Origin of the sequence: Spongiactinospora sp. 9N601, from assembly GCF_044326295.1 — a bacterium.
Classification (GTDB): domain Bacteria; phylum Actinomycetota; class Actinomycetes; order Streptosporangiales; family Streptosporangiaceae; genus Spongiactinospora; species Spongiactinospora gelatinilytica.
On the sequence record NZ_JBIRBB010000008.1, the window covers coordinates 318,940 to 344,146 of the forward strand.

Consider the following 25,207-nt stretch of genomic DNA (forward strand, 5'->3'; position numbering starts at 1 on the left):
CGTGACTTCACCTTGCTAGCAAAGTGATATCACTTTTTGGGCGACCGGGGAAGGCCCGCCGGAGTGAGGAAGGGCTCGGAGCGCAGGGTCACGTCATGTCGCGCCGATCGCGAAGGATCGCGACGCCGTCGCCGTCAAGCTCGTCGCAGTACACCGAGCGCCCGGTCATCGCCATCACCAGTGCCAGGGTGGTACCGGACACCAACGGGCCGGAACCGGTGGCGAAAGGACCGTCGGTCGCGGTGAGCCGCAGCCCGGTGATCCGCTTTCTGGCGGCGACGACCTGGTCCGAACCCTGGTAGTACTCGGCCAGCCGGGTGACGGTCCCGATCGGGTACTCGTGCCGAATGCCCAGCGGTCGCCGGATGTCCTCGCCGTGCACGATCGTCTCACCCAGCATCGCGATGATCGGGAGGGGCGGTTTGGTGGTGCTCGTGACGACGCGGCGGAACCGCTCAAGCGTCTCGGCCGGGCTCGCGCCCAGTTGCTCGGCCAGCCGCATCGCGACCTGCTCGTCGAAATCGAACCGGCAGCGGATCACGCCCACCATCCACCGCACGGCGTTAAGGCTCGCCCCCGCGGTGAGGTGCGCCAGCACCTCGCGCACGGTCAACGCGGTGGACAGCGACCGCGTCGCCCACTGCTCGTCGGTCAGATCCGCCAGATCCACCGCCAGGGCCGCCCGCTCGGCGTGTACCAACGGCCAGAGGCCGGCCGCGCGTCCGCTCCCTCTTTTCGTCTCGTCGTAGATCACAGGAGTCCTCTCGTCAGGGTCGTTGAGGAGAAGACTCCCGGGACGAGAAGAACTCATCGCCGCTGAGGAGAACTCGGCCAGCCCAAGTCGTTGTAACCGCACGTAACGTGGTCGTGTGACAGACGATGCGCACCCGCGACGGCCGCGGGCACGCTGCGCGTCCAGGCGTGGCGCAAGCTGCGCTCACTTGGCGCGTTATGCCTGCAACGGTCGATCTGCCTGTCCCGCCCGGCCGGAGGTCCACACGCAGGTCCGGCGGCTCGCCGCCCGGACCCTGTCGATGGCGTTCACCGACCGGGCCGGGGAGCGGGCGATGGTCGCCGAGGTGCCACAACGTCTGCCCGGGCTTCGGCTGGAACCGGCCGGCGAACGGGCACGAGGCGACCTCCCCTACGCCGAGGCCGAGGAGTCCGAGGCCGGCCTCGAACGCTTCCGCACCTGGCTGGCCAAGATCGCCGCCCGCGCCGCGATCGAGGAGGCCGCACTGCACGCCGAGGCCGGCGAACCGGGCCAGGTCCCGATCAACGAGGCACCGCCACCGCGCGTGGTGCACCGGCCATGACCGGTTCGTTGTGGTGGGACCTGCTCATCGGCATCGCCGCCGCCCTGGCGCTCACCTGGCTCGCGCTCCTCATCACGCTGCTCATCGCCCGCCCGCGCGGTGGGCTGCTGCGCGAAGCGCTGCGCGTGCTGCCGGACGTGCTGCGCCTGCTCCGCCGGCTCGCCGCGGACCGCACCCTGCCGCGCGGGGTGCGGGTGCGGCTCGGTCTGCTGCTGGCCTATCTGGCATTCCCGATCGACCTGATCCCGGACTTCATTCCCGTGCTGGGCTACGCCGACGACGCGATCATCGTCACCGCCGTGCTCCGCGGCGTCGTACGCCGGGCCGGGCTGGACGCCGTCCGCGCCCACTGGCCCGGCACCGACGACGGGTTCACGGCCGTCGTCCGCCTGACCGGCCTGCACCGGAAGCCACAGTGACCGTAGGTCAGCGCGTAGGACAAAGACGCGATGCCCGCCGGTCACCGGGCCGGGGCCGGATCTCTCAGTGTGCGGGCAGGGCGATGCGCCAGGCGATGAACCCGGCGGCGGCGAGACCCACGATGGCAAGGGCGCTGCTCGTGAGGAACGGGTCGATGCCCGCAAGGGCGGGAGCGAAACCGACGCCGATGTAGACCGTGATCCCGGTGGAGCCGCCGAGCTGGTCGGCCGCGCGCTGGACGCCGGCGGCGGCCCCCGCGTCGTCTCCGGTCACGCCGGTCACGGCGGCGTACTGCAGGCCGACGAGCCCGAAGCCCATCCCGGCGGCGATCAGCACCATCGCCGGAACCGTCGCCAGAACGAGCGCCCCCGCAGGGGCGGCGGCGATGGCGGCCATGCCCAGCGCGGTCAGCCCGATCCCGGTGACGGCGCAGACGCGCGCCCCCCACCGCCCGAGCAGCCGTGGCACGAACGTCGCGGCGGCGACGAGGGAGACGGCCAACGGCAGCAGGGTGAGCCCGGCCGCCAGCGGGCTGAGCCCCAGCCGGTTCTGCAGGTGATAGGTGAACAGCAGAAACGAGGTGGACAGGGCGGCGCTGAGCAGCGCGGTCGCGAGGTTGGCCAGGACACGGGCCCGGTTGCGGAAGAATCCGGGAGGGATGAGCGGGTCGGCCGCACGGCGTTCGGTCACGACGAACAGCGCCCCGGCCAGCGCCGGCGGCGACAGCCGGCCAGGTCCGCCGTCCTGCCCGGCCTCGACGACGCCCAGCGCGAACAGCAGCGGCGCCGCGGTCAGCAGTACCGACCCGCGCAGGTCGAGCCTGACGCGCCGGCCCGGCGGGTCGGCGGGGACCAGCAGGATCGTGGCCGCCGACACGAACACGATGAACGGAACGGCCACCAGGAAGATCCATCGCCAGCCCAGAAGCTGCGTGATCACCCCGGAGAGCACGAAGCCGAGTACCAGACCGCTGCTCGCCACCGCGGCCCACACACCCAGCGCTCGCGACCGGCGCAGCCCCTCGGGGAACATGAGCACGATCACCGCCATGGCGGCGGGCAGCGCCAGCGCCTCACCGGCGCCCTGCATCAGCCGCGCCGCCACGAGGAGGGTGAAGGACGGGGCGATGCCGGCCAGCAGCGACGCCGCCCCGAACAGGACGGTGCCCGCCAGCAGTACCCGCCGCCTGCCGAACAGGTCGCCGAGCCGTCCGCCGAGCATCAGCAGGCCGCCGCCCGTGACCGTGTACCCGACGACCACCCATGTCAGGCGGCGGGCGTCCGCGCCCAGATCATGGCCGATGGACGGCAGCGCGACGTTGACCACGGTCACGTCGACCGCGATGAGGAACTGCAACATGGCCAGGCAGCTCAGCACCAGCCAGGCCCGCACCGGCGACGAACCGCCCTGGTGAGAGAAGAGAAAGGGTGACCCCACAGAAATGCTCCGTTGCTCGGGGAGATCCCGGGCAGCACGAAACGGCCGCTCCGGATTGACCACGAAGCGACGGAACGTTCAGCGGAAAGTGGAAGAGGAACGCCCCGCCGCTAGCGGAGCGTCCTGGTCACAGCGGCGGCAGCCGCAGCAGAAGCGCCGGACATGCCATGCACGATACCGCAGCCGAGGCACGGCGGGTATCCGGCCCGGGCGTGATCGTCCGATGCTGCTCTCGGTCCCCAGTGCCGGTGCCGAACACGAGTCCGCAGGGCAGCGGGGCGCGGTCGCACGCGATGAACGTGTGGCCACATCGGTGATCATCTCGCGATAATGGCCGACGTGGAGGAGGTCAAGGTCGTCGTCGCCCATCATGAGCGCGCGACCCTGCGCGTCGGCGACGTGTTCCTCAAGATCGACACTGACCAGAGGCGTACCGACGTCGAGGTCGAGGCGATGGCCATGGCGCCGATCCCGACCCCGGAGGTCCTGTGGCGCAAGCCGCCCGTGCTCGCGCTCGCCGCCCTCCCAGGGACGGCACTCGGCCGCCTCGGCGAGCCGTCGATGGCGTCGCCGGCGGCGTGGGCCGCGGCGGGCGCAGCCGCGCGGATGCTGCATGACGCGCCACTACCACCGTGGCCGGGCCAGAGCCTCGATGAGGTCGCGGCGCAGCTCGACGGCGAATGCGACTGGCTTGTCACGAACGGCGTCCTGCCCACCGACGTGGTCACGCGAAATCGCCGGATCGCCGAGGCCGCGCTCCGGCCGTGGAAACCGGCCTTCACGCACGGCGACCTGCAGATCACCCACGTGTTCGCCGATGGTGACGAGATCACCGGCGTGATCGACTGGTCCGAGGCGGGCCAGGGCGATGCCCTGTTCGACCTCGCCACCTTGACGCTCGGCCACGAGGACCGCATTGCCGACGTCATCGCCGGCTACGGCACCGACGTGGACCTCGACGTGATCCGCGCGTGGTGGTCGTTGCGAAGCCTGCGGGCGGTCCGCTGGCTGATCGAGCACGGCTTCGACCCATGGCCCGAGATCGCCGTGCTGAAATCCCGGCTGTGACGCCGCAAGGCCCATGGCCGGCGGGCGATCCCTACGCAGGTTCGCGACCGAGGCCGGAAGGCTCGGAGAGCTGTCTCTTCCCGCGTGCCGAAAACGGCACGGGCGTGTTCGTCGGCGGGCGTCCGCACCGAGGCCCAGGCCGGCAGTACGTCAATGGAGCCTGGGGAACGGGCTCAGCCCGGCTTGTTGCCGACCAGTAGCGTGGTGCCTTCGTTGAGGGCGACGGGGTCCTCGACCGTGAAACCGGCGTCCCGCAACTGGCGGATGCCATCGGCGATCGTGTACTCCGAGGAGCCGGCGATCATGCGCATGTGCAGGCTGCGCAGATAGTTGAGCCGATCGACCTCGGGGGTACCGTCGATCATGCTGTCGTAGACCAGGAGCGACCCGCCGGGGGGAAGGTGCTCGAAGGCCCGTTCCACCAGGAGCCGGCGCTTATCGGGCTTCCAGTCGTGCAGGATGTGGCCGAGCAGGTAGACCTGCGTCTCGGGCAGGGGGTCGGCGAAGAAGTCGCCCGCATGAAACGTGACGCGTGATCGCAGTCCGGCGCCACCGGCCTCATCGGGCTCGTCGGTGGCCGCGCTCTGCAGGAGTTCGTCGAAGAGCGGCCGGAGCGGCGGCAGGTCGAAGACGACCGCGCGTAGGTTGGGGTAGGCGGCGGCGAGCTTCAGGGCGAGCCTTCCGCGGCATCCGCCAAGATCGGTGAACGAGGTCACCTGCTCCCAGCGGAAGCTCTGCGCGAGCGGGCCGTCGAACAGCGTCACCAGGCCGTCCATGCCCTCGGCGAATCCCCTGGTGCTCTGCTGCGTCCGGTACGGGCCGCTCATGAAGATGTCGCCGGGCAGGTCGTCGATCAACGCCTTCCCCGAGCGCAGATTGCCGGTGACGTCGCTCCAGACCGGGTACTGCCGCTGCATGAACGCCAGGGCACCGCCGATGTAGCCGGGCGAACGGGGGTCCAGATGGGCCGCGGTGCGCGCCGGCATCTCGTAGTGCGACCCGTCACGCTCCAGCAGGTCCATCGCCACCAGGGCGTTCAGGAAGTCGCCGGACAACGTCGGGTGCAGTCCGCACGCCTTCTCCAGTTCAGCGGCGGTGGCCGGACCGGCCGCCAGGTGCTCGAACAGCCGGAGTTCTATTCCGGCCCGCAGGACCTGTGACTCATAGAGTCCCATCGCGATACGGATGAGGGGCAAAGGGGTGTGCTTGTCAGAGGGCATGGGGGTCCTTCCATGGGTGCCGGAGGCTCCCGGCGTACCCTCAACATGCCCTTGCGCGTTCGAGTGGCTACTTTCGGTTACATCAGGTTCGAGTGCCGCTTCCGCAGCCTCCCCCTGACTTCGCGGCAACCCCGGCATCGAGGGCATCGATCGTCGTGCTGTCGCACTGATCCGGCGTTGATCGGGCCATGAGGGGCGTCCGGAGACTTGGGGGCGTACCCCGAAACGTTCGGAGGCCGACAGTGAACAAGGCGATCATCCGGGCGGCCTCGGCCGCGCTGGTACTGGGAACGGCCGCGACGACGCTGGTCTGCGGTGACCCGGCGTCCGCCATGGCGTTGGACTGGCGCTGCACGATGGGCAGTCACAGCACCAATCCGCCCATCGGGCCGGCACTGACCAACTGGGTCATCGGTGAACGGACCAACGGGAGCGGCGGCGGGCCCATCACGCTCAACCGGACCAGGCGATACTGGCTGACCGAGGAGAACTACCTGTCCGGCGGGGTCACCAAGCAGCGCTTCCTGAACGTCTCCGTCGCGACGTGCGAGTTCATCGGGGGAAGCTCGTCGGTCGCACAACTCGCCCCGCAGGGGGCGATCGGGCAGGCCCCGTGCACGGCACCGGGTGACTACATCGTGGCCGAAGGCAGCAGCATCATGGCCTACCGGCTGGTCGGGGAACGCCTCAGCCCGAACTCCCTCGGGATTTACCAGAAGTACCGCTTCTGGCACAAGGAGAAGCAGGGGTCGCCCGGACTGTTCTCGTACCAGGCGAGCAGCGTCGCCGTGTGCTAGACCGCACGGGCCTGGCGAGGAAGGATGGCGGGCGCGTTCACGAAGGCGGCGTTCATTCGAGGTTCAGGTATCGCTGGGCCGCCAGGATCAACTTCTTGCTCGCGGCGAACGCCGCCTCCTTCTTCTCTTCGAACGAGTCGCCGGAGTCGCCCTGGCGCAGTACCACCCCGAGGATCAACCGGCCGCGGTCCCCGGAAGTGGGACGGGCGGCCCACAGCAGCGCTCCACCCGCAGCCGAGCTGGTGCCGGTCTTGAGACCGACCACCCCGGGCAGTTCGAGCAGCTTGTTGCCGTTGACCATCTCGCCCTCGATGCCCGGAACGTTGATTCTCGCGGTGGCGACGATGTCCCGCAGCACCGGGTTCTTCATGGCCTTCCGGGCCAGCTTGAGTTGATCCACCGCCGTGCTGACCGTGGTGGATTCGTATCCGCTCGCCCCGGTGTACGTGGTGTTCTTCATGCCCAGTTTGGCGGCGGTCGCGTTCATCTTGCGGACGAAGGCCCGCTCCGAGCCCGCGTCCCAGCGGGCCAGCAGGCGTGCGGCGTTGTTCCCCGAAGGGATCAGCATCATTTCGAGAAGCTCCCGCTCGGTGAAGCTCTGGCCCGCCCTGATGGGCACCGTGGACTCGTCCCGGTTTCCCGACTCGATCGCCGCCTGCCAGTCGACACGGATGGACGGCCCCGCGGCCTTCCTGCCGAGCGGATGATCGCGGAGAATCACCAGGGCGGTCATCACCTTGGTGACGCTCGCGATCGGTACGGGCCGCTGCTCGCCGTACACACTCAGGCTGTGCACCGGCCCGGTGACCTCGACCGCCGCCTGTCCCTTCGACGGCCAGGGCAGGGGGATCGGGACCGGCTTGGAGTTCGACAGCGTCAGTGGCTCGGCCTGCCCGTCGCTGTAGGCCAGGCAACCGGCCACGGCGAGTACGGCGGACATGGCGACACCGAGCGCGCATGTGGTGGGAGAAAGGCGCGACGACAAGAGCTCTTCACCTCATGGAAGATCGGGGCGCGCTTCTCGCGCCCGCACGGATCATGTGCAGGGGGGTGCAAGGGCTCGTGCCGCCGGTGCCGGGATGGCGGACGAACGCCGCGGGCGGCGGGAGCATGGCGTACCGCCGGTCCCGAAGCCGAGGTGGAATGGTGTGTGGCTTGCTCATGACGAACTACGATTGGCGCTTAATGTGCGTGCGTCGTCAGCCGTATGTCACCGTTTGTCGACGGCGGCTGCCGTCGGCGCGATCGTGACACGACCATGACATCGCGCGGACGAGGCGGGGACGCGGCTGGCCCACAGTGGACAGGGTTGACCGGGGAGGGCGAGCTACGGAGCGTGCGGTGAAACTCGGCGGCGTGTCGCGAGTGTTGTTGATCGAGGATGACCCGGCCGTGCGGGAGGGCCTTGAGCTGGCCCTGTCCCAGCATGGGCACCGGGTGCGGGCGGTGGAGTCCGGCGAGGAGGGGCTGGAGCGGCTGCGGGCGGACGTTCCCGACGTCGTCGTGCTCGATCTGATGTTGCCCGGCATCGACGGGTTCGAGGTCTGCCGCCGCATCCGGGCCGCCGGGGAGGTACCGATCATCATGCTGACCGCGCGCGGCGACGACATGGACGTGGTGGCCGGGCTGGAGGCGGGCGCGGACGACTACGTGGTCAAGCCGGTGCAGCCGCGGGTGCTGGAGGCGCGCATTCGCGCGGTACTGCGGCGGATCGGCCGGGACCAGGCGGAGCTGGAACGGTACGGGGACCTGACCATCGACCGGGCCGGGCTGGTGGTCGCCAACCGCGGCGAGCCGGTCAGCCTCGCCCCGACCGAGCTGCGCCTGCTGCTCGAACTCTCCGGCACGCCGGGCCGGGTGCACAGCCGCCAGCAACTGCTGGAATCGGTGTGGGAGCACGGGTATTTCGGCGACTCGCGTCTGGTGGACGCGTGCGTGCAGCGGTTGCGCGCGAAGATCGAGGACGACTCGGCGGCGCCGGTCTACGTGCAGACGGTACGTGGGTTCGGATACCGGTTCGGGCCGGTGTGAGCCGCCGGTGGCACCTCGGCCGAGCCTGGGACTGCACGCCCGGCTGCTGCTCGCCTTCGCACTGCTGTGCGCGGTCACCGCGATGGCGGTGGCCGGCGCGATGTACGTGCCGGCCCGCAAGGCCATCCTGGAGCGGGCTCAGGACGCCGCGGTGCGGGAGATGACCGGCCGTCTGGAGGCGCTGTTCCCGTTGCGGACCGTGACGCCGGACACGCACGACCTCGACATGATCGCCCACGCGGTGACCGACCGGAACAGCTCCGCGATCGCCGTCTACAACGGGGTGCACTCACCGGCCAGGCCGGTGCCGGGAACGCCGGGACTTCCGGGGCGCGGCCGGCCGGAGCCGGGCCCTCCGGTGCTGGAGCCCCAGGTGATTCCGAAGGGGCTGCGGCACCTGGTGGCCAGCGGCCGGGTCGGGTGGCAGCGTGTGGCGTGGCAGGGCGCGCCCTGGCTGATCATCGGCACGCCCTTGGTGATCGTCGAGCCCGACAACACGACGCGGCTGTCGGGCATCGAGGTCTATGTCGCGCGCAGCCTGCTCCCTGAACAGCGCAGCCTCGGCGAGCTCACCGCATGGGCCTGGTTCTGCGCCGGGGCGGCCCTGGCGTTCGCGGTCGTCCTGGCGTTGCTGGCCATCCGGGGTGTGCTGGGCCCGGTGCGCGAGCTGGGCCGGGCGGCGCGCCTGCTGGGCAAGGGCGAGCTGCGGACCAGGATCACGGTACGCGGCTCCGACGAGCTGGCCGAGGTCGCGCGCACGTTCAACGACACCGCCGCGGAGCTGGAACGGCTGGTCGGGCAGTTGCGTGAGATGGAGGCCGACGCCCGCCGCTTCGTGGCCGACGTGTCGCACGAGCTGCGTACCCCGCTGGCCGCGCTGGCCGCGGTCGCCGACGTCCTCGACGAGCAGGCGGCCCGGCTGCCCGAGCCCGCGGGCAGGGCCGCCAGGCTGGTCAGCCAGGAGACGCTCAACCTCACCGCTCTGGTGAACGACCTCATCGAGATCAGCAGGTTCGACTCCGGCGTGGCGGCCCTCGCGCCGAACGACGTGGACATGGCCGAACTGGTGCGCGCGACCCTGCGCGCCCGGGGCTGGTCGGAGCAGGTGAACGCCGAGGTTCCATCTGGGGTCACGGCACGGCTGGACCCGCGCCGAGTCGACGTCATCCTCGCGAACCTGGTCGGCAACGCCCTGCGGCACGGCGAGCCACCGGTGGCGGTACGGCTGCGCGCCGATGAGCACCAGATCGCCGTGGAGGTCCGCGACCACGGACCAGGGCTGGACGAAGCGGTGCTTCCGCACGTGTTCGACCGGTTCTACAAGGCCAGCGCGGCCAGGGCCAGATCCGAGGGCAGCGGCCTCGGCCTGGCCATCGCCAGGGAGAACGCACGCCTGCACCAGGGCGACCTCACCGTCACCAACGCCCCGGACGGCGGCGCCGTCTTCACACTGCGCCTGCCGCGCCGGACGCCCGACGCGGAGGGAGACTCCGAATGAGGACCCGGCTCGCCCGCCGCGTCCTCGCCGCGGGCCTGCTGACGCTCACCGCCGTAGCCGGCTGCGGCGTGCAACCCAGCGACGCCATCCCGGCGGGCGAACCGCCGAGCGGACCTGTCGCACGCGCCACGACGATCAAGCTCTACTTTTTGAAGAACGGGCGGCTCAGCGCCGTGACGCGGCCCTGGGCCGATGGCCGTCCCCTGTTCCCGGGGGACACGCTCGCGCTACTGGCGGCCGGACCCAACACGACGGAAACCGCCCAGGGGTTCACCACCGACGTCCCGCCCGACGCCGGCCCGTTCTCGGCGATCGTCAGGCCGGTCGGCCAAGTGGTGGTGAACCTCTCCATTCCGGCGAAAGACCTGTCCGAACGTGCCGTCGAGCAGATCGCGTGCACGGCCGCCGACGCAGGGCCGGAAAGCCCTGCCGAGGTTTCCGTCGTCGGTACCGGGCGGAGCGTCAGCCCCCGCGACTGCCCGGAGTGACGGCGGCGACCACATGGTGCATGAGCGGCGGGTCAGGTCTGAGGGTTGAGATCGTCGATGGCGCAATCCAGGTCGGCGATGACCTCGATCAGGCCCTCCACGCCGCGGATCGACTCCACGACCGCGGCGATCTGCGAACGGCGGGCGAGCCGCCCCTTGACCGTCGCGACCCCCTCCTGTACCTCCACGACCACATCACCGTCGGGAACCGACAGCCGCCGCAGCAGCTCGTCCGCGTCCAGCCGGATCGCCTCGGCCGAGCGGACGAAGATCTTCAGCAGGTCCCGCTGACTCACCGCGCCGACCAGCACCCCGGTCGCCGTGTCGACCACCGGGAGCTGCTTGACGCGGCGGTCGGCCATCAGCCGGGCGGCCTCGCGGACCGTGGTGTTCCTGGTCACCATGATCGGCGGGGTGGTCATCAGCTCCCGCGCCGTACACCCCCGGGCCTTCAGATGGCCCCGATACGACGCGTGCCCTCGAAAAGATCGTCCCGCTCGCGATACGGATCGGTCTCGTGGGACAGCAGATCGTGCTCCGACACCACGCCGACGGGCCTGCGCGCCTCGTCCACGACGGTGAGCGCCCCCGCGTCGAACCGCCGGATGGTGGCGATCAGCTCGCCGAACGACGTGTCCGGACGGACCGCCACCGCGCACCCGCTCATCACCTCGCCGACCTTCATCCACATGACGGCCTCCTCAGATCCTGGCGTTCAGCCGCTCACCCGCGGCCGTGATCGAAGCCGCACCGACCACCGCGACCGGACAGGGGGCGTGCCGCAGCGCCGCCTTCGGCACGCCGCCCAGCCGGGCGGCGCCGTGCCCCACGACGAGCAGGCTCGCCGTACCGGCCGCGGCCTGAACCGCCTCCACCGGCGAACACGCCACGAAGCGGGTCTCGACCCGCACCCCGGGATGGGCCGAGCGCCACGGCGCGAGCCGTTCGGTCATGGCCTGCTCACCGGCCCGGACGGTCGCCTCCACATCCGGCACCGGAGCCATCGCCGGGCCCCACGCCATCAGCGGTGGTGTCTTGGCATGTACGGCCAGCAGCGGCACCTGGCGCAGTTCCGCCTCACCGAACGCGAACGCCAGTTCCGCGTCGTGCGGCTCCTCCCCCAGCGCCAGCACCACCGGCCCGCGCCGCCCACTGACCGGCAGCGGCCCGGGGCCGCGGACCACGACGACCGGGCACGCGGCGTGCTGGGCCACCTGGACGGCGACCGAGCCCAGCAGCGTGGTGGCCATCCGGCCCAGCCCACGCGAGCCCACGACCACCAAGCCGGCGCGCCCGGACAGCTCGATCAGCAGATCGGCCGCCGGGCCCTCGCGCAGCTCGGCGCGCACGTCGCCGATCGAGCTGGCCGCGCGGGCGCGGTGTGCGCCGTGCTCCAGCACATGCTCGGCGGCCTTGCGCAGGTGCTCCTTCGCGCCGGGCGCGGCCGTGCCGTACGGCCACTGCCAGGCGTGCGCGACGGTCAGCGGCAGCCGCCTCAGTTCCGCCTCGTCCATCGCCCAGTCCAGGGCCTGCACCGCGAAATCCGACCCGTCGTAGCCGACGACCACTCCGTGCGGTTTCGTCATCGTCATCACCTCGCCACCATGCTGCTGCGAGGGGGAACGCACGCGTCAGAGTCGAATGTCCCGATCCTGAGGGACTCTTGCCGAGCCGTACCCGGCCCCCGGCTCATGCGATCCCGTTCCACTCGGACGACCAGATAAACCGGCCCTGGCTTGATCACCTCCCGGGGCCGCGCCGACGGGTCGGCCGCCGGGCAATGCCGAAGGCCCCGGCGTCTTGCGACGGCCGGGGCCTTCCACGTGTGCGTACCGGTGTGCGTGTCGCCTCTCGGCGAAAAGCGCAACGCGGCTCCAGCCGAACGGTAGTCCGCGAAGGCGAAAGGTGAGGCCCGGGGACACTGGGCACACCGGCCACGAGCTAAGTAACCACCGCGCGGCCGGTTATGTTCCCGCCGGGCGACCCCGGTACGGGCAGCCCGGCCACGACGGCGATCACGAACGTCCACGGTACGGCGAGCGTGGTGGGATCGCCGGGACCGTGCGACGTCATCGGCCGGCTCAGCGCCACGCCCGTCGTCATCCCGGCGGCGTCCGTGTACCGGCTGTACGCGCCGATGCCCATCGCCACGGCCGTGGCCGTTCTGGACCTGTGGCGTACCGCCACCCGCAGCGGGAGCCGCAACCGCGCGGCCACGCCTCCCGTACGGCCGATCAGCCAGGGCGTCACCACGACCAGCCCGAACAAGACCGGCACCGCGGGGGCGAACACCCACACCGAGTCCGGCTGACGCCGTGACACCCCGGTCGCCACGAGTCCGGCCGGCACGGTCGCGGTGTTCTGCCGGGCCGCCTGCACGGCGGGGACCAGCGCCGCCACCAGCCCGATGACCAGGCCCGGTCAGCGCAGCGTGCAGAGGGTGGCGTCCGCGAGGTCCAGAAGCCGGGGCGTGATCTCGTTCGGGTGCCGGTTGATGACGAGGGTGACCTGGCGGCGGCCGTCCGGGCTGGAGGCCGCGATCGTGCGGTAGCCGTTGAAGCCGCCGCCGTGCCCGATCCAGGTGCCGGCGCAGTGCTTCAGTTTGGTCTCGTACAGCCCGAGCCCGGAGTGAGCGCCCGGCCACATGCGCGCCGGGTCGGCGGGGACCGTCTTGCGCATCTCCTTGAGCTGGGCCGCGGGCAGCAGCCTGCCCCGCAGCAGCGCGGCCCAGTAGCGGTTCAGGTCGGAGGTCGTCGACACGAGTGCGCCCCCCGCGCCGCCGTAGGTCATGTTCCACTTCGTGGTGTCGTACCGCTTGCCCTCGGAGTAGACGTAACCGCGCGCGTGCCGGCCGGGGATGCGCGGGTCGTCACCCGGCCACCACGTCCTGGTGAGCTTCAGCGGCCTGATGATCCGCCGGGTGATCTCCGTGCCGACGTCGTTGCCGGTGGCCCGCTTCACGATCATGGCCAGGAGGGCGTAGTTGGTGGTGGAGTAGTTCCATGGCTTGTCCGACCGCGGCATGCGCAGCCCGATCTTGAACAGCTCATCGGGCTCGAAGTGCTTGAAGCGGTCGCGCTCGGCGTCGATCTCCTCGGAGGAGGTGTAGTCGCCGAGCCCGCTGGTGTGCCTGAGCAGGTCGCGCACGGTGATCTTCTCGTTCGGGAGGTACCGCGTCAGAGGCGCGTCGAGCTTGATCTTGCCCTCCGCCACGAGCTGGAGCACCACCGTCGCCGTGAACGACTTGGTGACGCTGCCCATCCTGATCCGCTCGTCCCCGCGCATCCGCCGGCCCGTGCCGATGTCCGCCACTCCACTGCCCAGCGACACCCGTCCGCAGGCCGGGGAACTGACCGCCGCGAGGATGCCCGGCGTGCCCCCCGCCTTCACGATCTGGTCGAGCGACTGTTGCAGCGCCCTCGTGTCGCACTTCCGCGTCGCCGCCGACGCCCCCGGCGCCACTCCGGCCGACATCGTCCCCACAGCCGCGGTCACTGCCAGCACCGCGGCGAGTCTTGTCATCTTCATGCCCTCAGTGTGTCGATGACCTGCCCAAATCCGCCTCGTGCCGGAGGACGCACCCGCTCCTCCCCCAGGGCCATCCGATTTTCGCGGCCTCAGCCCAGGATGCGATGCGGTCCGCGGAAGGCCGGCGCCCCGGGAAAGCGGCGGAAGTGCCCGGGCATCGAGGTCGAGGCGACCACCGCCCCGGCGAGAGGCGGTCGCGGATCATCCTGCCGTGCCATCGCCGCCGCCGCGCCCTACGCCCTGGGGCGTACCTCCCCGGCGCGCACGACGCCGTTCTCGTAGGCGGCGATCACGAGCTGGGCCCGGTCGCGCACGCCCAGCTTGGCCATCAGATGCCGGATGTGGGTCTTCACGGTGGCCAGGCTGATCCCGAGCCGGATCGCGATCTCGGGGTTGGCCAGTCCGCGCGCGATGAGCACCAGGACGTCGTGCTCCCGCCCGGTGACGCCGGTCAGGTCGGTCTCCGGCACGCCGGGGTCGTGCGGCGCGTGCCGGGCGAAGTGGGCGATCAGCCGCCGGGTCACCGTGGGGGCCAGCAGGGCCTCGCCCGCGGCCACCACGCGCAGCGCGTCGAGCAGGGCGTCGGGGCGGGTGTCCTTGAGCAGGAAGCCGCCGGCCCCGGCCCGGAGCGCGGCGTACACGTACTCGTCCAGGTCGAAGGTCGTGAGGATGAGGACCTTCACGGCGGCGGTGGCGGCGTCGGCGCGGATCAGCCTGGTGGCCTCAAGACCGTCGATATCGGACATGCGGATGTCCATCAGCACGATGTCGGGCCGAAGCCGCCTGGCCAGCTCGACGGTCTCGCGCCCGGTGCCCGCCTCCCCGACCGTCTCCATGTCGGGGGCGCTGTCGATGAGCATGCGGAAACCGACGCGCAGCAGGTGCTGGTCGTCGGCGATGAGCACCCGGTACGGCCTGCCGTTCGCCATCTGTGCTTCCACTCTCATCGTGGGCCGCCCGACGCGCCGCGGCCACTCTCCTCGGTCTGGGCGGACGGTGGCGGCGCGTCGCGGGGCCAGGCGGGCAGCCGGGCCTCCACCAGGAAGCCACCGCCCGGTCGCGGTCCGGCCGACAGCGTCCCGCCGTACAGGGCGGCGCGCTCCCGCATCCCGGCCAGCCCGTGGCCGCCGCCACCGCGCCCGGGGCTTGCGGGCAGGGCCGGCCCGCCCTCGTCGGCCACCGTGACCACCACCTCGCCGGGGTCGCCGCGGGCGACCTCGACGCGGCATCTGACCGGACCCGCGTGTTTCATGACATTGGTCAGCGACTCCTGGACGATCCGGTACACGGCCATCCCCACGCCGTCCGACACCGTGAGCTCCTCGTCCAGGTGCGCCTCCACCTCGGCGCCGCCCGCCCGCGCCGCCGCCACGAGACCCGCGATCGCGCCGAGCCCCGGCGCCGGATCTCCGCCGGGAGCCCGCTCCTCCGGTCCGTCCGCCTCCGGGCCGACGCGCAGCACGCCGAGGAGGTGGCGCATCTCCGCGAGGGCGGCGTGGCCGGTCTCCTCGATCAGCGTGAGCGCCCGGCGGGTCTCGTCGGGCCGCGACTCCGCCAGGTGGTTGGCGATGGCGGCCCGCGTGGTGATCAAGCTCATGCTGTGGGCGACACTGTCGTGCAGGTCGCGGGCGATGCGCAGCCGCTCCTCGGCGACGGCCCGCCGGGCCCTCAGGGCCGCGCGGCCACGCTGCTCGCGTGCGGCCACGCCGAGGCTCCAGGAGAAGCCCCCGAGCAGCCAGGCGAACGCGACCGGTAGGGCCGCCTCCTCCCACGTCGGCCAGCCGACCCCGTGCAGCACCATCACGGCCAGTGCGGCGACGAGGCCGACGACCGCGCGCCGCCGGGACTCCAGCGACGCCACGGTGTACAGGGCCAGGGCCGACGCGAGGTACGTCTCGCCCACCTTCATCAGCGCCCCGACGGCGGCGGCGGCCAGCACCACGCCGAGGACCGGCCATGGCCACAGCCTGCGCGCCGCGACGGGCAGCCAGACCGCGAAGATCACCGCGGCCACCGCGAACCTGCCGTCCAGCAGCGCCGGCCAGGCCAGGCCGACGCCGAACAACAACACCGCCACGGCGACGTCCACGGCCAGCCAGTGCCCAGGCCGCCATCGGCGCTCGATCGGCGATCGCTCCTCGTCCACCTCTGGACCTTATCCACCCGCGGAGCCTCCCAGAAGCGAGCGCACACGCTCGACCAGGCACCTTGCCGTGGGCCTAGGGTGCCAGCCGCAGGGCGAGGCGCAGGGCGAGCCGGTCCCCGGGGTCGTCGAGGTCGACATCGAGCAGGGACCGGATCCGTTGCAGCCGCTGGATCACGGTGTTGCGGTGAATGTGGAGTACGGTCGCGGTCTTGGAGACGTTCGACTCGTTGTCGAGGAACGTCCGCAGGGTCACGATGAGCTGGCCCGCCGGGTCCGCGGCGCGGATCGGGTCGGTCAGGCTCGCGACGACGTCACGTGCGGCGCCGTCGGGGAGCCAGGTCCGTACCAGGCGGTTCGCGGTCATCGTGGCGGAGCGTTGCACGACCGCCCGCCCCTGCTGTGACTCGGCGAACGCCAGCGCGTGCCGGGCGTCGTCGAGCGAGAGGGCGATCCCACCCGGGCCCTCGTGCGGGTCGCCGATCCCGGCGCGCAGCCGGAGCCGGGGGTACCCCCGGGCGACCTCCTCCAGCGCCGCCCGGACGCCATCGGCCAGCAGCGCGAGCTGTTCCGTGCCCGGCGCCGCGGTGGTCGTCGTCCAGAAGACGACCGCCTGCCCGGTGTCGACGGGCTGGGCGGGCACCGAGTTGGCGTGCAGGGCCTGGGTGAGCGATCGCGCGAGGGCCGCCGACGGCAGGTCGGCGAGGCCGCTGCCGGCTCGTACCTGCACGGCGACATGCCAGCCCACCAACTGCCAGCCGAGGGCCGCGGCGCGTTCGATGTCGGCGAGCCCCACGTCGTCACCCTTGCGGAGCAGCTCGTCCAGCAGGACGCCGGCCTCCCGGTTCTCCCGCTCGTAGGCCAGCGAGGTCTGCGCGAGATGCGCCGAGAACGCCAGGGACGCGATTCGCAACGACGTGAGGATGTGCCCGGACGGCACGTCCAGGCCGTGCGGCACCCGCGCGCCGAGCCACAGGCGAGGCGGGCCCGTCGCCAGCGGGAACGCGGCGACGGCCACGACGCTCTCCCGCGTCCCGCCCTCCACGACCGCCCCCCGGAAGCCGGCCTGCCTGCCGAACGAGTGCAGCGCGCGGGCCAGGTCGTCGGCGGGCGCCAGCACGGGACCGGCGATCGGGTGACCGTCGAGGCCGATCAGGGCGACGGGGAACGCGATCACCTGTGCGAGGCGGTCCACCAGTTCGCCGACATCGCGGGCCGGGCGCAGCATGACCTCGCTCACCCGGCGGACCACCCCCGCCCCCACGAGCTCCGGATTCTGGACGAGCTGCTCGATGTCCGACCGCAACCGCCTGGGGTCGAGCCCGGGCTCGCGCCAGAGCGCGATCTGGAACCGGTCCGCCAGCCGTCGCGTGGGCGAGGGCAGGTCGCCGCTGCCCGCGTCCACGACCACGCAGCTCACGCGGACGGCCGCCGCGCGGCGCAGCAGCAGGTCCAGTGCGACATCACCGCTCGCCGCGACCTCCCTGGGCACGATGACGAGCGAGCCCGGTCGCTGTGTCTCGATCTCCTCGATCCGGAAGACGATGGCGACGGAGCCGACGGGCCGCCGCAACGCGGCATCACCGCCGCTCAAGGTGTCGCGGACGTCCGGCGAGGCGAACGTCTCGACGATCGCGCGCACGTTCACCATGGTGCTACCCCCGGCATAGTGCCCAGTGTCTCGGAAAACTATAGGCACCTTGCACAATGACGGCGTGCATCTGGTAAGCGATGCTTCCACACAAGCTAAGGAGAGCCGGCCATGAGATTCACGGCTGATGACATCGCCCCTATGGCGCGCGGCGCCGCGGTCCTCGGCGGAGGCGGAGCCGGTGACCCGTTCATCGCCGAGGTGATGCTCGGTGAGGTGCTCCGCGACAGGGGGCCGATCGAGGTCATCGGCCCGGACGAACTCGACGACGACGCCGACGTCGCCCCTCTCGCCCTCATGGGCTCCCCGCACGCGCTGTCGGAGAAGCTGCTCGGCACCGCCGAACTGCCGATCCTCTTCTCCGGCAACGCGCTCAGAAGCCGGCCGCCGGCGGCGGTGATGCCCTATGAGATGGCGGGCATGAACGCGCTGTATCCGCTCGCCGCCGCGGCGCTGCTGGAAGTGCCATGCGTCGACGGTGATTTCGCCGGGCGTGGTGTGCCGAGCCTCGACCTGGTGACGCTCGAACTCGATGACGCGCAGCCCGACGCCTACATCCTGTGCGATCCCAACCGCCGTACCGTGACGATCCAGAAGTCGGGCGCGCTGTCCGCCGAGCGGCTGGTGCGTCCGGTCGTCGAGACCATGGGCTGGCTCGCGGTGCTGAGCACCTCTTCCCTCAGCGCCGAGTTCTGCCGGGCCCATGTACTCCGCGGCTCGGTCAGCCGGTGCCTCGAACTCGGCCGCGTCTTCGGCCGCCTGTCGGCGCTCGGCGAAGCGGAGGCCGCGGCGGTGCTCGCGGGCTGCGGCGGGGCCGTCATCGGCAGCGGCGTCATCACCGACCGCCTGTCCTTCTCCGACGCGCTCGGCCCCCGCTCCTCGCTGGCGATCGAGTCCGACGACGTCACCGAGGCGCCGCTCCGGGTCGAGCTGCGAAACGAGTTCCACCTCGCCGTCCGGGCGGGCGAGATCCTTGCCGCGGCGCCGGACATCCTGCTCGTCGCGGACCGGGACACCTGGCACCCGCTGTCGACGGAGGACGCCACTCCGGGCCGCGACGTCCATGTCATCGCCCTGCCGGCCGACGACCGCTGGCGTTCGGAGCGGGGCCTTCGGCTAGCGGGCCCGAGGGCGCTCGGCTACGGGGTCGACTACGTCGACTTCTCGACCGCGGCGCAGGCAGGTGCCGCGCGATGAGCGCCGTTCACCGTTCCATGCCGCTCCGCCTCGGGATCTCCGTCGCCGGGCCGCTGGTCACCGCCGTGGTCATCGACGACCGGGACCACATCGTCTCGGTCGGGACGTCGGACGACGGAGCCCTCGCCACCGCCGTCGCAGCGGCCCTCGAACCGGTCGGCCCCGGCGCGATCGGGCCGGTCATGCTCGCGACGACCGCCTTCGCCGACCTGCTCGAAGAGCACCGGACCATCGGCCGGGTCGCGGTGCTCCGGATCGGCGCGACGCCGACGACCGCGGTGCCGCCGTTCGCCGGGTGGCCGCGAGCCGTCGCGGAGCGGGTCGCCGGCCCCTGGCTCACCACCGGGGGCGGCACCGACATCGACGGTTCCGTCAACGGCGAACTGGACGCCGATGCCATCCGCGCGTTCGCCGGGCGCTGCCGCGACGACTGCGACGCCATCGCCGTCTCGGGGTCCTTCTCCTACCTCGACGATGGGCCCGAGCGGGCCGCGGCAGCCCTGATCGCGGATGCCCTGGGCACGGAGGTCTCGATCACGCTGAGCCACGAGGTCGGCGGATTCGGGCTGCTCGAACGCGAGAACGCCGCCATCCTCAACGCCGCGCTCAGCGGGCATGCCCGGGGCATGCCGGCCGGGCTGCGGTCGGCGCTTGGCGAAACCGGTCTCGAAACCGAGCCGTTCCTCGCGCGCAGCGACGGCACCCTCGTCTCCGCGTCGCGCGCGTCGGCCCTGCCCGTCCATCTCGTCGCGGGACGCCTGGCGACGTCCGTGCAGGGGCGCGCCCGGCTGGCCGGGACCACCGACGCCATCGTCGTGGACGGCGACGGCCGGAGCCTGAACGCCGGGGTAATGCGCCACGGGCGCCTGGTACTCGAACCGGCTTCGACGCTCGCGGGTGTGCGCACGAACCAGCCGATGCCGCTCGGTTTCCCCAAGCCCGCGCCCATGACCGAGGACCGGCTCATCGGCAGGCTCCGCCGCCGCGTCGGCGACCTGCCCGTGCTCGGCCCGCCGGCGTCCGCCCCGGGGGTCGCGTCCGCCGTGGGCGCGGCGCTGGCCGCCGTCTCGGCGAGCGTGTGGAGCTTCGCCGGGGCCGAGGGCGATCGGGCGGTACGGCTCGCGGAATGCGAGCGGCGGGCGATCGACGAGGCGATCCTCGCCGGCGCCGACCCGTCCGACACGGAAATCCGCCAGGTCGTCGACACCCAGGTGACCTACATGTCCGGCGGGCCCCTCCGGCTGTTCGTCCAGGCGGCCGGCCGCCCGTTCCACCCGATCGCCGAGTACCACGAGACGTGAACCACCCAGGGCCGTAGGGGCCCATGAACCAACAGGAGGATCAACGTGCCGCTGCGCGTCGGAATCGATGTCGGTGGGACCAACACCGACGCAGTCGTCCTCGATGGGAGCCGGGTCGTCGCCGCCACGAAGGCCCCGACGTCGGAGGATGTGACGTCGGGCATCCTCACCGCGCTCAGCGAGGTGCGGAAGGCGGTGGCCGTTGACGACGTCGCCTCGGTCTTCATCGGCACCACGCACTTCATCAACGCGATCGCGCAGGGTCGTGACCTGGAACGCGTCGCGGCGGTACGGCTCGCCACGCCGCCCCAGTCCCTGATGCCGATGATCGACTGGCCCGACCGGCTGCGCGAGGTCGTCGACGGGGGCACCTTCGTGTGCGCCGGTGGAGCGCAGTTCGACGGCACGCCGCTCAACGAACTCGACGAGGCGGGCCTGCGCGAGATCGCACGGCGGATCGCCGCCTCCGGCGTCCGGAACATCGCCCTGAGCTCGGTCTTCTCGACGGTCAACCCGGACCCGGAGACGCGCGCGGAGGAGATCCTGCGCGAGGAACTGCCGGGCGCGTCGATCACCCGCTCCACGCTCGTCGGCAGGGTCGGACTCCTCGAACGCGAGAACGCGACGATCCTGAACGCCGCGCTCCTCGACCTGGCGGGCCGGGTGATCGACGGCCTGGAGGAGGTCGTCGCCGGCGTCGGCATCACGGCCCCGATCCTGCTGTCGCAGAACGACGGCACGGTCATGACCCTCGATCGGGCACGCCGGTTCCCCATCTTCACGATCGCGTCCGGGCCGACCAACTCGATGCGGGGAGCGGCGCTCCTGACGGGCCTGGACCACGGGGTGGTCATCGACGTCGGCGGGACCACCTCGGACATCGGAATGCTCCAGCACGGCTTCCCCCGGGAGTCGACCGTGGCGATGAGCCTGGCCGGCGTGCGGAGCAACTTCCGGATGCCCGACGTCCTGTCCATGCCCCTCGGCGGCGGCACGAAGGTCACCGGCGACGGGGCGGTGGTCGGCCCGGAGAGCGTCGGCTTCCGCATCATGTCCGAGGCGCGGGTGTTCGGCGGCGACACGCTCACGTTCACGGATGTCGCGGTCGCGGGCGGCGCGGCCCCGATCGGAGATGCCACTGCGGTCTGCGGCCTCCCCGCCGCCACCGTCCGCCGCGCACTGGACATCGTGACCGATCGGCTGACAGGGGCCATCGACAAGGCCAAGCTGACGGCCGGGGACACCCCCGTGATCGTGGTCGGAGGCGGCGGGCCGCTCCTCGCCGCCCTCCCCGGTTTCGCGGACGTCATCATCCCGGAGCACGCGGGCGTCGCGAACGCCGTCGGCGCCGCCTTCGCGGAGGCGGGCGGCGAGGTGGACCGGGTTTACACGCTCGACGGGACGACCCGTGCGGCCGCACTCGAAACCGCCAAGGCCGAGGCGGTGGAACGCGCCGTCGCGGCGGGCGCCGACCCGCGGTCCGTGCGGATCATCGACGCCGAGGACGTCCCGCTCACGCACCTGCCGGGGGGCATGGCGGTGCGCATCAAGGTGAAGGCCGTCGGCCCGTTCCGCGACCTCGTCACGACCCCGGAAGGACGCTGACCATGCGACTCATCGACGAATCGGCCCTCGCCGACATCACCCTCGGCTCGACGGTGCTCGGATCCGGCGGAGGAGGCGACCCGTACATCGGCATGCTGCTGGCCCGCGAGGCGATCCGGCGGCACGGCCCGGTCCCGCTCGTCGACGTGGAGGAGGTTCCCGACGACGCGAACGTGGCCTTCATCGCCGGGCTGGGCGCCCCGGGCGTCCTCATCGAGAAGCTTCCGCGCGCGGACGAGTACGTGCGGGTGCTCCGGGAGCTCGAACGGTTCACCGGGCGGACGTACGGCTACGTCTGCGCGGCCGAGGCGGGCGGGCTCAACGCGGTGACGCCGTTCACCACCGCGGCGGCGGCGGGCGTGCCGATCGTCGACGCCGACGGGATGGGCCGGGCCTTCCCCGAGCTGCAACTGGTCACGCCGACGCTCTACGGTGGCCGCGCCACTCCGATGGTCATGGCCGACGAGCACGGCAACATCATGTACCTCACCAGCGCGACGAACGCCTGGTCGGAAGCGTACGCCCGGGCGGCCGTGGTGGCGAGCGGGGCGAACGCCGCCACGGCGCTGTACCCGATGACCGGGGCCGAGGCGAAGGAGCGCCTCGTCCACGGCGCGATCTCGCTCGCCGAAGACCTCGGCCGGACGATCCGGGAGGCACGTGCCGCGCACACCTCCCCCGTGGCGGCCGTGCTCGCCAAGCAGCGGGGCGTGCTGCTGTTCACCGGCAAGGTGGAGGAGGTCGAGCGGCGCAACGAGCGAGGCTGGACGATCGGGAAGGCCCATCTGAGCGGACTCGACGAGTACCGCGGGCGCCGGATGACCGTGCACTTCCAAAACGAGAACCTCGCCGCCGAGCGCGACGGGCAGGTGGTCGCCACCAGCCCCGACCTCATCATGTCGATGGAGATCGACACCGGCGAGCCGATACCGGCCGAGGAGATCCGGTACGGCTACCGCGTCGCGGTCGTCGGACTGCCCTGCGACCCCCGCTGGCGGACCGAGGCGGGCATCGAACTCGCCGGACCGCGCCACTTCGGCTACGACATGGAGTATCGCCCGGTCGAGGAGATGTCGCGATGACACGGACGGTGGGGTGCGCGTCCGCCGGGCCGTCATCCGCACATGACTCCGAGAAAGGAACAAAGGAGTACATCATGCCCAAAGCACCGGACTTCCGCGTCGAGAGAGAGATCGTCTAGTCATGCGCGCCCTCATGTTCGATCGCACCGGCGACGGCGACGAGTCCGAGCTCGGCCTCGTCATCCGCGATATCGAAGCTCCGAAGCCCGGTCCCGGCGAAGTCGCCATCCGGGTGTCCGCTTACGGCCTGAACCAGGCCGACATCCTGCTGATGAACAACCGTCACTACACGCGTTCGGATCTGCCGATGCGGCTCGGGTACGAGGCGAGCGGCGTCGTCACGGCGGCCGGGCCGGGCGTGACGCGCTTCGCGGTCGGCGACCGGGTGAGCACGGTCCCGAACATCGACGGCCCGTACTCGTGCGCCAACGAGTACGCGCTGGCCCGCGAGGAGTTCACGACGCCATGGCCGGAGGGCTGGTCGGCAGCCGAGGCGGCGGGCTTTTGGATGCAGTACCTGACGGCGTACTACCCGATGAAGGAGATCTTCCCGGTCGCGGAAGGCGACTGGGCGCTGATCACGGCGGCGTCCGGCGGCACAGGTCTCGGCGCGATCCGGATCGCGAAGCTCCTCGGCGCCCGGGTCATCGCGACCACGCGCACCTCGGTGAAACGCGATTTCCTCATGGAGCAGGGCGCGGACGCCACGATCGCGACGGCGGAGGAGGACGTCACCGCGGCGATCATGTCGATCACCGGCGGAGAGGGCGTCCGGCTCGTCTCGGACGGCGTGGGCGGCGGGTTCGTCGCCGAGTACGTTGAGGCGCTCGCCTTCAACGGGATCGCGTACGTCCACGGGGGCCTGTCGGGAACCAACGACGTGAGCTTCCCGATCCTGGCGCTCGTGCACCGCAGGGCGGGCCTGTACGGGTACTCGCTGATCAACGAGCTGCGCGACCCCGAATCCCTCCGGCGCGGGATCGGCTTCGTCACCGAGCGGATCGCCGGCGGGTCACTCGGCCGCCCGGTCATCGACCGGGTGTTCCCGCTGGAGGAGGCGGCCTCCGCGTACGAACGAATGAAGGCCGGCCGGCAGCGTGGAAAGATCGTGGTCACGCTCTGACGGGCACATGCCTGTTCCTCACGCGACACAACACCATCTCGGATGCAGATAGTCATGGATCGAACACCCTCGGCTACAACTGAGGGTGTTCGCCTGCGCGGCCCAGCAGGCCGGCCCCCGCGTTCTCCCCGGCACAAGGAGAAGACATGAGCATCCGAGCGACAACCCGGCAGACCGCGGCGTTCGTCATCGCGATCCCGCTCGCGTTGGCGACGACCGCGGCCACCGCCCCCTCGCTCGACGTCTCCACCCAGTTCGCCATCACCCGCCTGCTCGGCGAGCAGACGATCCCCTACGGCACGAAGCTGGAGGACACCGACGTGGGCTCGTTGTCCGGGCTCGACTTCGATCCGGCCACCGGCACGTGGTACTTCCTCGCCGATGACCATTGGAGCAAGCAGGCCCCGCGCTTCTACACCGGCTCGTTGACGATCGACCCCCAGGCCGAGGCGTTCACCGGCGTCAAGCTCACCAAGCACACCTGGCTGAAGCAGCACGACGGCTCCGACTACCCGAAATACGGCGAGAAGGAATCACCCGATCCGGAGTCGATCCGCTACGACCCGGCCACCAAGCGACTGCTGTGGGCCAGCGAAGCCCACCAGCCCTCGGCCCACAACCCGAACGCGCTGTCCCAGCCCGCCGTCCACTGGATGACCCCGGACGGCAAGGAAGACCTCAACGGCAAGCCGGTCATCCCCGGCAACCTCCTCCTGGGCACCGGCAACACGAAGGGAACCCCGTCCAACGGCGGCTTCGAGGCGCTGACCCTCACCCCTACCGGCATCGCCGCGATGATCGAGCACCCGGCCTACCAGGACGGGGTGATCAACGAGAAGCAGGGCGGCCCGCTCCGCCTGACGATCTGGAAGCGCGACGGCACGGCCAAGGCCCAGTACGCCTACCCGGCCGAGAAGCAGCCCACCGACAAGCCCGGCGACGGTGACAGCGGCGTCTCGGAGATCCTGGCCATCGATGACACCCGCTTCCTGGCGCTGGAACGTTCCTACACCAAGAGCACGAAAAACTTCAGAAACCGGCTGTACGAGTTCGACATCACCGGCGCGGACGACATCCTGAAGCGCGACGGCCTGAGCACCGGTGGCGCCTACAAGCCGGTCACCAAGCGCCTGGTGCACGTCTTCGATGTGAACGAGAACCTCGAAGCGCTGGCCTTCGGCCCCAAGCTGAACAGCGGCGAGTGCACCCTGATCGTCGGCGCGGACAACAACTTCCGCGAGGAGCAGAGGAGCCTGTTCCTGGCCTACGCCGCCACGGGCTGCGCTTCGTGAGGGCCGCCTG

At 71.3% G+C, this 25,207-nt stretch carries 25 protein-coding genes; 13 read left to right on the forward strand and 12 right to left on the reverse strand.

Annotated features, from left to right (window positions below):
• Positions 1–88: 88 nt before the first annotated feature.
• Positions 89–754: a maleylpyruvate isomerase family mycothiol-dependent enzyme gene (locus tag ACH34R_RS21430; RefSeq protein ID WP_397563226.1), complete on the reverse strand. Its 666-nt coding sequence runs from the start codon at positions 752–754 to the stop codon at positions 89–91.
• A 187-nt stretch (positions 755–941) separates the two neighbouring features.
• Here ACH34R_RS21430 and ACH34R_RS21435 point away from each other — a divergent pair, with 187 nt between their 5' ends.
• Together ACH34R_RS21435 and ACH34R_RS21440 are read left to right on the forward strand one after the other, a co-directional pair.
• Complete coding sequence (locus tag ACH34R_RS21435) at positions 942–1,316, forward strand: hypothetical protein (RefSeq protein WP_397563227.1); 375 nt, start codon at positions 942–944, stop codon at positions 1,314–1,316.
• Positions 1,313–1,735, forward strand: a complete 423-nt coding sequence (locus tag ACH34R_RS21440) for a YkvA family protein (protein WP_397563228.1) — start codon at positions 1,313–1,315, stop codon at positions 1,733–1,735. The genes ACH34R_RS21435 and ACH34R_RS21440 overlap by 4 nt, the downstream gene beginning before the upstream one ends.
• 64 nt (positions 1,736–1,799) lie before the next feature.
• Here the strand turns inward: ACH34R_RS21440 and ACH34R_RS21445 are convergent, their stop codons facing one another.
• Positions 1,800–3,173, reverse strand: a complete 1,374-nt coding sequence (locus ACH34R_RS21445; protein WP_397563229.1) for an MFS transporter — start codon at positions 3,171–3,173, stop codon at positions 1,800–1,802.
• 330 nt (positions 3,174–3,503) lie between these two features.
• On the opposite strand from ACH34R_RS21445, the gene ACH34R_RS21450 reads away from it, so the two are divergent.
• Positions 3,504–4,241, forward strand: coding sequence for a phosphotransferase (locus tag ACH34R_RS21450; RefSeq protein ID WP_397563230.1), 738 nt, complete (start codon positions 3,504–3,506; stop codon positions 4,239–4,241).
• A 173-nt stretch (positions 4,242–4,414) separates the two neighbouring features.
• Here the strand turns inward: ACH34R_RS21450 and ACH34R_RS21455 are convergent, their stop codons facing one another.
• The gene (locus tag ACH34R_RS21455; RefSeq protein WP_397563231.1) at positions 4,415–5,608 is read right to left on the reverse strand and encodes a methyltransferase; all 1,194 of its coding nucleotides are present in this window, start codon (positions 5,606–5,608) and stop codon (positions 4,415–4,417) included.
• Between the two features lie 95 nt (positions 5,609–5,703).
• Between ACH34R_RS21455 and ACH34R_RS21460 the strand changes: the two genes are divergently transcribed.
• Positions 5,704–6,258, forward strand: a complete 555-nt coding sequence (locus ACH34R_RS21460) for a hypothetical protein (protein ID WP_397563232.1) — start codon at positions 5,704–5,706, stop codon at positions 6,256–6,258.
• A gap of 52 nt (positions 6,259–6,310) precedes the next feature.
• On the opposite strand, the gene ACH34R_RS21465 is transcribed toward ACH34R_RS21460, so the two are convergent.
• A complete protein-coding gene (locus tag ACH34R_RS21465; protein WP_397563233.1) occupies positions 6,311–7,198 on the reverse strand; it encodes a D-alanyl-D-alanine carboxypeptidase family protein in 888 nt (295 codons plus the stop codon).
• Positions 7,199–7,614: 416 nt separating this feature from the next.
• On the opposite strand from ACH34R_RS21465, the gene ACH34R_RS21470 reads away from it, so the two are divergent.
• Genes ACH34R_RS21470 through ACH34R_RS21480 form a run of 3 tightly spaced genes read left to right on the forward strand, consistent with a single transcriptional unit; the run spans position 7,615 to position 10,275 of the window.
• The gene (locus ACH34R_RS21470; protein ID WP_158557811.1) at positions 7,615–8,289 is read left to right on the forward strand and encodes a response regulator transcription factor; all 675 of its coding nucleotides are present in this window, start codon (positions 7,615–7,617) and stop codon (positions 8,287–8,289) included.
• A 7-nt stretch (positions 8,290–8,296) separates the two neighbouring features.
• Positions 8,297–9,787: an ATP-binding protein gene (locus ACH34R_RS21475; RefSeq protein ID WP_397563234.1), complete on the forward strand. Its 1,491-nt coding sequence runs from the start codon at positions 8,297–8,299 to the stop codon at positions 9,785–9,787.
• On the forward strand, positions 9,784–10,275 hold the full coding sequence (locus ACH34R_RS21480) for a hypothetical protein (protein ID WP_397563235.1): 492 nt from the start codon (positions 9,784–9,786) through the stop codon (positions 10,273–10,275). The genes ACH34R_RS21475 and ACH34R_RS21480 overlap by 4 nt, the downstream gene beginning before the upstream one ends.
• A gap of 32 nt (positions 10,276–10,307) precedes the next feature.
• Here the strand turns inward: ACH34R_RS21480 and ACH34R_RS21485 are convergent, their stop codons facing one another.
• The 8 genes from ACH34R_RS21485 to ACH34R_RS21520 form a co-directional block, all read right to left on the reverse strand.
• Positions 10,308–10,697: a CBS domain-containing protein gene (locus tag ACH34R_RS21485; protein WP_397563236.1), complete on the reverse strand. Its 390-nt coding sequence runs from the start codon at positions 10,695–10,697 to the stop codon at positions 10,308–10,310.
• Positions 10,698–10,726: 29 nt separating this feature from the next.
• Entirely contained in the window at positions 10,727–10,966 is a 240-nt protein-coding gene (locus tag ACH34R_RS21490) for an HPP family protein (RefSeq protein WP_397563237.1), read from the reverse strand.
• Between the two features lie 10 nt (positions 10,967–10,976).
• Positions 10,977–11,861, reverse strand: a complete 885-nt coding sequence (locus ACH34R_RS21495) for a universal stress protein (RefSeq protein WP_397563238.1) — start codon at positions 11,859–11,861, stop codon at positions 10,977–10,979.
• Between the two features lie 355 nt (positions 11,862–12,216).
• On the reverse strand, positions 12,217–12,675 hold the full coding sequence (locus ACH34R_RS21500) for a hypothetical protein (protein ID WP_397563239.1): 459 nt from the start codon (positions 12,673–12,675) through the stop codon (positions 12,217–12,219).
• 21 nt (positions 12,676–12,696) lie between these two features.
• Positions 12,697–13,803 (reverse strand): serine hydrolase domain-containing protein, encoded by a 1,107-nt coding sequence (locus ACH34R_RS21505; protein WP_397563240.1) that lies wholly within the window; start codon positions 13,801–13,803, stop codon positions 12,697–12,699.
• Positions 13,804–14,036: 233 nt separating this feature from the next.
• Positions 14,037–14,732, reverse strand: coding sequence for a response regulator (locus ACH34R_RS21510; protein ID WP_397563241.1), 696 nt, complete (start codon positions 14,730–14,732; stop codon positions 14,037–14,039).
• A 14-nt stretch (positions 14,733–14,746) separates the two neighbouring features.
• Positions 14,747–15,949, reverse strand: coding sequence for a sensor histidine kinase (locus ACH34R_RS21515; RefSeq protein ID WP_397563242.1), 1,203 nt, complete (start codon positions 15,947–15,949; stop codon positions 14,747–14,749).
• A gap of 73 nt (positions 15,950–16,022) precedes the next feature.
• On the reverse strand, positions 16,023–17,588 hold the full coding sequence (locus ACH34R_RS21520) for a PucR family transcriptional regulator (RefSeq protein ID WP_397563243.1): 1,566 nt from the start codon (positions 17,586–17,588) through the stop codon (positions 16,023–16,025).
• Positions 17,589–17,708: 120 nt separating this feature from the next.
• On the opposite strand from ACH34R_RS21520, the gene ACH34R_RS21525 reads away from it, so the two are divergent.
• From ACH34R_RS21525 to ACH34R_RS21550, 6 genes are all read left to right on the forward strand, one after another.
• On the forward strand, positions 17,709–18,794 hold the full coding sequence (locus ACH34R_RS21525) for a DUF917 domain-containing protein (protein WP_397563244.1): 1,086 nt from the start codon (positions 17,709–17,711) through the stop codon (positions 18,792–18,794).
• Positions 18,791–20,095, forward strand: coding sequence for a hydantoinase/oxoprolinase N-terminal domain-containing protein (locus ACH34R_RS21530; RefSeq protein ID WP_397563245.1), 1,305 nt, complete (start codon positions 18,791–18,793; stop codon positions 20,093–20,095). The genes ACH34R_RS21525 and ACH34R_RS21530 overlap by 4 nt, the downstream gene beginning before the upstream one ends.
• A gap of 45 nt (positions 20,096–20,140) precedes the next feature.
• Positions 20,141–21,700 (forward strand): hydantoinase/oxoprolinase N-terminal domain-containing protein, encoded by a 1,560-nt coding sequence (locus ACH34R_RS21535; RefSeq protein WP_397563246.1) that lies wholly within the window; start codon positions 20,141–20,143, stop codon positions 21,698–21,700.
• A gap of 2 nt (positions 21,701–21,702) precedes the next feature.
• Positions 21,703–22,782 carry a DUF917 domain-containing protein gene (locus ACH34R_RS21540; RefSeq protein WP_397563247.1) on the forward strand — a complete coding sequence of 360 codons (1,080 nt, stop codon included), beginning with the start codon at positions 21,703–21,705 and terminating at the stop codon, positions 22,780–22,782.
• Positions 22,783–22,903: 121 nt separating this feature from the next.
• Positions 22,904–23,905 carry a zinc-dependent alcohol dehydrogenase family protein gene (locus ACH34R_RS21545; protein ID WP_397563248.1) on the forward strand — a complete coding sequence of 334 codons (1,002 nt, stop codon included), beginning with the start codon at positions 22,904–22,906 and terminating at the stop codon, positions 23,903–23,905.
• A gap of 146 nt (positions 23,906–24,051) precedes the next feature.
• Positions 24,052–25,197, forward strand: coding sequence for an esterase-like activity of phytase family protein (locus ACH34R_RS21550; protein ID WP_397563249.1), 1,146 nt, complete (start codon positions 24,052–24,054; stop codon positions 25,195–25,197).
• Positions 25,198–25,207: the final 10 nt, after the last annotated feature.